Raw genomic sequence first — 7,446 nt, 5'->3', positions numbered from 1 at the left:
GGTTTTGCCTTTGGCGACAATCAAGACTGCTTTGTTGGATGTGGGAAAACTTTGAGGTTTTAAAGCCTTTTCGGTTCTCTTTGATACTTGCGTTTTCTTCCCTGCCCTTCTGCGATATATTTTGCTGACACTGGCGGAAACTGAGCTGTTTCAACCCAAATGGACTCAGCAGATTCATGACGAGTGGGTACGGAATTTACTTTTGAGAAGACCGGAACTCGATTCCGAGCGTCTGAAGCGGATCTATCATACCATGGACACCTTTTTCCCAGATTTTCTGATAGAAGGGTATGATGACTTGATTCCCAGTCTGAGTCTTTTGGATGAAATTGACCGCCATGTCCTGGCCGCAGCGATTCGGGGTCGCAGTGAAATCATCAGGAAAATCTGAAAGATTTTCCTGATGATTTTGTACTCAATACAATGGAGCATGGCTATGTTGAGCTAATTTAATCGGAGTTATTTTTCCATGAACATAGAAAAGTTTTTGACCCGGACTAAAAAATTCAGATTATTTTGGGGAACCATCGTAATTACGATGATCTCTTCTTGTAGTTCACAGAACAATACCTTGGATCCCGCATATCGCAAGGAGGTTTTTGAACTCGTTCAACCTTTAGGCTATGCAAAAAATGTAAAAACTAATTTAAGGCAAGCAAATCGGGTAACAATTTCTCCTGTTCAGGTCAATCAAACAATAGAGGAACCATATTGGTTGGCCATGGATAGAGAGGGTTCGCTGTATGTTACTTTTGGAAGTTTATATAGAGAATTTACCTTGGGGCGAATAAACTTAAAGACCTCTGAATTTCAGAACATATCCACTTTTGGCTATGTAAGAAAGTTTGGAGTACAAGATGAGGAACCTCGAACCTCATTTGTAAGAACACTCTTTTTTCTGTATCCCCTGACCTTTGATGCGAGTAATAGCCTCATCATCGTTTTGGATTCTAACACCTCAGGTTCACCCATTATTTCAAGACAAATACCTTATTTTGCTCCAAGCAATAAAGACAACTCTGCAACCCATTTGCCATCAGAGACCTTAACAACCAAAACAGTTGTTTTAAAAGCTGAAGGGCAATCCGTAGTTCTCAATAAACCCCAAGGAATAGTGATTGCTGAAAACGGAATTATATATATATCAGATACAGGCAACAACTGTATCCGAAAACTTGAAAACGGAATTTTGACAACTTTTGCGGGTTCAGAAAATGGCGAATTTGGTAATAAAGACGGTCAAGGTACAGAAGCTCGTTTTTATAGTCCCATGGGGATAGCCATCAACCCCCAAGGAGAGTTATATGTAGCAGACTTTTCAAACAGCAGTCTCCGAAAAATCACGCCTAAGGGCCAAGTTTCTACAGTTAACGTACCAAGATCCTTAACAAACCCAAGGGAGCAATCTTTGATTCTTAGCTCGCCAACAGGAATAGCGATAGATAGTGAAGATGCTTTGTATATTTCAGATTCTTCGAAAAATCAAGTCTATCGCTTAGCTCCAGATAGGAAGTCATGGCAAAGTCTTTCTGGGACTTCGCGTCAGTGTGGCCCCTCAGAAGAATGTCGAGGAGATCTTACATACTTTACACAACCTTGGGGGCTCACTTTTGATGAGAGTGGCAATCTTTATGTTGCAGATAAAATCCACAATATGATTCGAAAAATATCTCCAAGAACGGCTCTTTAACTACTTTCTCGGTCTCATTTAGGTGGCTCTGTGATGTGCAATGTATATACATCATGCTCGTAAACTTCAGTCAGTCGTTGGCTTAATTCCGTTTCGGTAAGCTCAGCGTTTGAAATCATCTTCTCAACTTGTTTGTAATTAAACTGAGTTGTACCACTCTCCGACATAAAGAAAGTTTTACGACAACCTCGTTCGATTGAGAGGGCTAAGGCAAATACGAACGAACTCTTTGATACGCTTATCTGAAGTAAAGAACCTTGAATAGGCTCAGCCAGATACCATCTCAAGACAATCTTGACGGGGAATAAGGGGCATATGATTGGGGCCATTGATCTATAAGCTACCTTCTTGAATGAGACTTTCAAAATTGTGTTATTCATGGGTTCTGGAGGGGGACACGCAAATCAGGCCCAATCATTCGCATTTCGTGAAAGTTGATTCAGGGTTCCGGGCAAAGCATAGCGTTCTTCTTTGTTCAAGATACAACGTATCAGCGCATACAGATTGACACTCAAGCAAAATACTGTGTCCAGAAGGCATTGGTCAGCAAACGGTTCTTTGAAATCACGCGCAGCGTGCTGCCTGTGTGCTTTTCAATCAGACGATAGTTTTCGGGCTCTACTTTCAGTTCGGTTTCAAGGGTATTGGTCAGAATTTGTTCCAGCATGCGGGTACAGGCCTCTGCTGAGCGTACCACCAGAATTCCATTCAGCACCCCGGAAGACAGAATGACCTGCAAAGCCAGCGGATGCACCTCTTTAAAGGTAAAGGCCCGCCGTTCAAAGAAGAGTGCGACATGCACCAGCTTTTCTATCAAGGTGGCGCGAATCTGCTCAGGTGGCAGTGGGGGAGTGCCTGTTCGGGCCTTGAGGGTCAATTCGTCCAGCCAGTTGCTGGCCAGCTGTTTCTGATCGGCATTGAGGTCTTTGATCTCGCCATAAAGATCAAAATCGGCCCAATGACTGAGTACCAGATCGGTCAGCGCCTGGGGGGGCAATTGATGCAGTTGGGCACTGAGCACTTTGGCTACCATGCCCTGGCGGTCGAGGTCTTCATCGGCTTCCAGATTCAATTCCTGCATCAGCAGCCTCAGGCCATGCTCGTGCATTTTCATGAGACTTTCACTGTCAATCTGAGATTTTTCAGAATACAGTCTGGGTACATAGACAATCACAGGTTTGCCTTGCCCCAAGGCAACCGAGGCTTCTGAATCTTTGCCAAAGGTATCGCCTTTTTGGGCCATATAAATGGTCAGACTGGCCCGTTTCAGCATCAGCGCTTCCACCAGCCCTTTGGCGACCCGATCCGCAATCCACGAGAGGGTGGGGTTAAAATAGCGCAGGTGAAGCGGAGCGATGCGCGGGTCTTTGAAAATGGTTTCAACAAAGGTATTCACGGAAATAAAATCTGCCCGTTCGCGCATCGAGGTGGCGATATAAACGTCCATATACGGTTCTGTCAAATAGGCCGAGAGATTTTTCTGGCCAGTTTCCTGGGTTTCTTCAATTCGGGCCAAATCTTCATCTTCTGGCGCCATGCGTGCTGCTTCCCGGCGGATTTCTTCAGGGTCGACGCGATTAAACAGGGTTTCTTCAATTTCCAGATCAGAGTCAAATTTACGCAGCAAGGCTTGAATCCGGTGGGTTTTCTTGGCCGAAAACCCCAACATGCTGCCCTCTTTATCGTTTTCGATCCATTCGGCCAGTTCATTCAGTTTGCTGTGCAGTTCATGGCGTTCCCGGTTCTGGCGGCGCACCCGTTCGGCAGAAATATAGCCCAGATCGTCGAGACGTTCACGTGCGATCGGGTGAATGGTTTCAAAGGGGCGGCGTTGAGTATACAGTGAGCGGTCGATTTTCTCAAGGGGCTTGAGATGTTCCTGTAATTCGCTCTCAGAACAGATAGACAGGGTTTTATAGGCCTTGCGGAAGGAACCGTAGATCCGAATCGCCGTTTTTTGCAGTTCCCGCACCTGGTGTTCAAACTGTTCAACCGAGGCAAAACTTGTCTGGCCGAGAAAATGGCGGTAAAAAGCCAGCGAAATATTGCGCTCACCGTAAAAGGTCAAAATTGAATTGAAATGTGCATGGGCCTGAATCAGCGACATATGCGCGCCCTGATCCTGAACATATTCGGTAACCGCTTCAATCAGCATGCCCTGGGAGAGAGGATCCAGGGTTTCAAGATTGAGGGCTTTGCCGATCATTTCTCCCAGAACGGTTTCAAAGGCGATGGCGCTTAAATAATGATCGTGGGTAACCACCCGCCAGTCGGGATCATCATGCAGATCCAGAATATCCGCCAGTGAAGAAAGATCTTCTGGCCCTGGCATGCGGCGTCCCTGTTCGAGCAGGGTAATGACATTGCGGTTGCGTTTGATCAGATCCGCCAGTTTTTTTTGTGTTAAATCTTTGCGCAGGCGATATTTGAGAACGATATCGCCAATCCGTCGAATTCCTGGTTGAATTTCTTCTGCAGAATGTTCGCTCATAGGTTTTCGCTTTGGTTGATGTTTTTGTTAGTTTAACATTTTTCTGCGGGGGGTAAAAAAGGTGAGGCTTGGCTTCTGGCCCCAGATTGGAAATTCAGGCAGACGGTGTATAATTAAAGACATGGATTATGGAACAGATTTTGGCTACGGAAGCACCAGTGGGCGGGGATTGCTTTATTATTTGATCTTTCCCGTGGACAGCTTTGGCAAAGGCCCGCAAGCGCAGGACGCGGTGGTATTTAACGAACAGAAACAGGCAGAAATCTGGCCTGTCTTTCTTTTTTTACTGCCAGCGATTGTTCTGTTTGCTGGCTTGTTTCTGGATCTGGGTTTCTTTTCTTCCTTGTTTTTTTATGCCTTTGAAAGTATTCTTTTGGCCTTTGTCTGTAAATTTTACATTCAAATCGATGATTTGGCATTTATCTTTGATTTGGCTTTGAATTTCTGGTTTTCCTGCTTAATTTTGAGTGTTGTTTTTATGCTCTTTTTCTCGATTTTCGCAATATTTTTCTAAAATTTTGTCTGTAGCCCAATGGTAGAACGAAGGATGGACGTAACGATGGCCCAATTTACACGATCTGCACTTGCAACTCTGACGACTCTGGCAATGAGTCTGGCCCTGACCCCTGTCTCTGTTCTGGCTGCTCCGCCACCCGTAGAAACCCAACGCCAGGTCAAGCTGTTTAAGCTCCCAGGCGGCCTGAATCAAACCCCTGTTTTTAACAGCAACAGTCCTGAAATTGTGCAGGAAGAAGGCATCCTGCTTTCGAGTCTGCCCGGCCCAGAAGGCAGTAAAACCCCCTTTTTGAATTTTGCCTTTCAAGGGAATTTCTCTGTTTTCTCGCACCATATCGCCAAAGACAACCAACCCGGTGAGCGTTTGCTTTATTTGGGATTATTGGCCAGTAATCAGCAGGATACCCCTGTGACGATTGAGTTGAAATCTGGGGCCAGCTATTTGAGCCAGCCCGATGCGCTGTTTGCCTCCTTGCCCCCCGTTCAAGCCAATCCCGACGCCAAAATTTATGCCGGGCCAGGTGACCGGGTGGCAACCGAACTGGTGGCCGGTAAATCTCAATTTTCACCTCTAAAAATTGAAATACCGGCCCGCTCAACAGTTTTGCTTTCCAGTTTGCCGATCCCTACGGATGTGGCGATTTTGCCGCCGATCAATGGTCGCTCAACCCTGATGCATTTTCACAGCGATGGCCCGGTTTATCTTTCTCAGGTGGCTAAATTTGCCAATGGTGCAAGCGAAGCCCCCAGTTTGGATGATTACCGCGAAATTTTGAACCAACGCGTGCTGGCCGGTGTGCGTGAGCAGGAGCCCACTCCCTATCACCCCATGGATCCCCCGCCAACGGGAGCCTTTCGCTATGGGCGTGTGGCAGGTATTCAGCAGGGAAATCTCTGGTCAGGCAAACTTTTTGATCGCATTTCGATTTTGGAAATGCCCGCTCCTGGTGCGATCAGCGCTTACCCAATCGCTTCTACCTATTTGAAACGGATGGGAACAGAGCAGAATCAGAGTGCCAATCTTTTAGCGCGCTATCCGGATACGGCTTACCAGGCCCATGGCAATTATGGCGTGCACTATGAACTGGCCTTGCCCTTTAATAACCCTGATCCCTTTTTTCGGAATTACGCTTTGCGCTTAAGTTCTCCTGCGAATATCAGCGGCCCTGCTTCCAATGCGACCCTGACCTATCTCTATCCTCCCAGCCAACAGGTGGTCTTTCGCGGCAGTGTCAGACTGCAATGGGTAGATGAATACCAACAACAGCAAGATCAGATCGTGCATCTGGTTTTACGCCAGGGTGAAGAAGCGCCTCCGATGGCGCTTCTGACCATTCCACCGGGCCGTCGCTATGATGTTAAACTCAGCTTGATTTATCCCGCTGATGCCACGCCACCTCAATTGCTAACGATTGAGCGGCTTGATTAAGCAACTTCATGTGCCAACAGACTGAGGGTATCCTGTTTAAGGAACTTCGTGTTCTGACGATCGATGATGATCCGGATATTCTCAATCTGTTGAAATTGGTGCTTTCAAAAATTGTTGGAAGTCTACTTCAAACTTCTCAGCCGCGCGAAGGTTTGCGCCTGGCGATTACCTATAAGCCCCATTTAATTGTGCTCGACAATGATATGCCCGATCTCAAGGGCGTCGAGGTCTTGGGTAACTTACGCGAAATGCCAGATACCAGTCATATTCCTGTTTTGATGCTGACAGCTGATAATTCTGAGCTTTCTGTGCGGAAGGCAGTCAAATACCGTGCCAATGGCTATTTGCTCAAGCCTTTCGATCCTGTACAGTTGCGCAATGAAGTTGTCAATCTGCTTGTAAACCCCTAAAACGATCCCGCTCTGTGGCCTGTTCGCTTGACAGGTCTAATTCTTATTTGATATATATCTAATTAGATGATCTTCAAAATAGAATTTGAAGCCATCACTATTTACTTGTTTAAAGGGAGAACGATCCATGGATCAGGTATTGTTTGAGCAATTGCTCGTATTTTTTAAAACCCTGGCAGATGAAAACCGGCTGAAACTGATCGGTATGCTGGCCGAGCGCGAGTACAGTGTGGAAGAATTGGCCACCCGCTTAAAGGTCAGAGAACCCACGGTTTCGCATCATTTGGCCCGGCTCAAAGAGCTGGGGTTGGTCAAAATGCGGCGCGAGGGGAACAACCATTATTACCAGTTAGAGGCTTCATCTTTGCACCGTTTGAGCAAAGATGTGCTTTCACTCGAAAAAATTGCGGCTCCCGAACCCGAGCAGGCCACCGATCTCTGGGAACAGAAAATTCTGAAGGACTATCTGCAGGAGGGCAAACTTACCAAGATTCCTTCGACGCGTAAGAAGCGGGAAGTTATTTTGCGCTGGTTGGTCGAACAGTTGGCCTGGGAAAAACGCTATCCTGAAAAAGAGATCAATGCATTTTTGCTTCAGTATCATTGGGATTCAGCTACCTTGCGCCGGGAGTTTATCATGACTGGTCTGATGCAGCGGGATCAAGGGCTTTATTGGCGAATTTAAAGGGTTTGAGAACCAGATTTTCGCAGAAAAGAGAGATTAAGAAAATAAAGGAATGGTTAAATTTAACCATTCCTTAATTCTTAGATAAATTAGAGATAAGAAAGAAATTGGGGGATAAACCTGATAAGAGTATTATCTAAACCAAGTGAAAATTTAAAGAGGAAATGAAAAATGACGATTACAGCAGTTAATTCAAGTGCACAAATACTGGCTCCCCAAACCCAA

Annotated in this window: 8 protein-coding genes and 1 pseudogene (1 of these 9 only partly in view); 7 read left to right on the top strand and 2 right to left on the bottom strand. The window is 46.0% G+C overall.

Annotated elements, in window-relative coordinates; all coding sequences use genetic code 11:
* Window positions 1–121: 121 nt before the first annotated feature.
* Both COW20_20905 and COW20_20900 read left to right on the top strand, forming a co-directional pair.
* Window positions 122–391: a hypothetical protein gene (locus tag COW20_20905; GenBank protein PIW45386.1), complete on the top strand. Its 270-nt coding sequence runs from the start codon at window positions 122–124 to the stop codon at window positions 389–391.
* Window positions 392–469: 78 nt separating this feature from the next.
* Window positions 470–1,690 carry a hypothetical protein gene (locus COW20_20900; protein PIW45385.1) on the top strand — a complete coding sequence of 407 codons (1,221 nt, stop codon included), beginning with the start codon at window positions 470–472 and terminating at the stop codon, window positions 1,688–1,690.
* A 14-nt stretch (window positions 1,691–1,704) separates the two neighbouring features.
* Here the strand turns inward: COW20_20900 and COW20_20895 are convergent, their stop codons facing one another.
* Both COW20_20895 and COW20_20890 read right to left on the bottom strand, forming a co-directional pair.
* Window positions 1,705–2,019, bottom strand: a complete 315-nt coding sequence (locus COW20_20895; GenBank protein PIW45384.1) for a hypothetical protein — start codon at window positions 2,017–2,019, stop codon at window positions 1,705–1,707.
* Window positions 2,020–2,201: 182 nt separating this feature from the next.
* Window positions 2,202–4,181 carry a hypothetical protein gene (locus COW20_20890; GenBank protein PIW45383.1) on the bottom strand — a complete coding sequence of 660 codons (1,980 nt, stop codon included), beginning with the start codon at window positions 4,179–4,181 and terminating at the stop codon, window positions 2,202–2,204.
* 121 nt (window positions 4,182–4,302) lie between these two features.
* Here COW20_20890 and COW20_20885 point away from each other — a divergent pair, with 121 nt between their 5' ends.
* From COW20_20885 to COW20_20865, 5 genes and pseudogenes are all read left to right on the top strand, one after another.
* Window positions 4,303–4,695, top strand: coding sequence for a hypothetical protein (locus COW20_20885; GenBank protein ID PIW45382.1), 393 nt, complete (start codon window positions 4,303–4,305; stop codon window positions 4,693–4,695).
* An 18-nt stretch (window positions 4,696–4,713) separates the two neighbouring features.
* Complete coding sequence (locus COW20_20880) at window positions 4,714–6,126, top strand: hypothetical protein (GenBank protein ID PIW45381.1); 1,413 nt, start codon at window positions 4,714–4,716, stop codon at window positions 6,124–6,126.
* Window positions 6,127–6,134: 8 nt separating this feature from the next.
* A complete protein-coding gene (locus COW20_20875; protein PIW45380.1) occupies window positions 6,135–6,536 on the top strand; it encodes a hypothetical protein in 402 nt (133 codons plus the stop codon).
* 127 nt (window positions 6,537–6,663) lie between these two features.
* Window positions 6,664–7,221, top strand: coding sequence for an ArsR family transcriptional regulator (locus COW20_20870; GenBank protein PIW45379.1), 558 nt, complete (start codon window positions 6,664–6,666; stop codon window positions 7,219–7,221).
* A 196-nt stretch (window positions 7,222–7,417) separates the two neighbouring features.
* Window positions 7,418–7,446 (top strand): annotated as a pseudogene (locus COW20_20865) (hypothetical protein) (it continues 532 nt past the right edge of the window).

It is taken from the genome of bacterium (Candidatus Blackallbacteria) CG13_big_fil_rev_8_21_14_2_50_49_14, assembly GCA_002783405.1.
In the GTDB taxonomy this organism is placed as follows: Bacteria; Cyanobacteriota; Sericytochromatia; order UBA7694; family UBA7694.
This window is presented reverse-complemented; position numbering and strand designations above follow the sequence as displayed.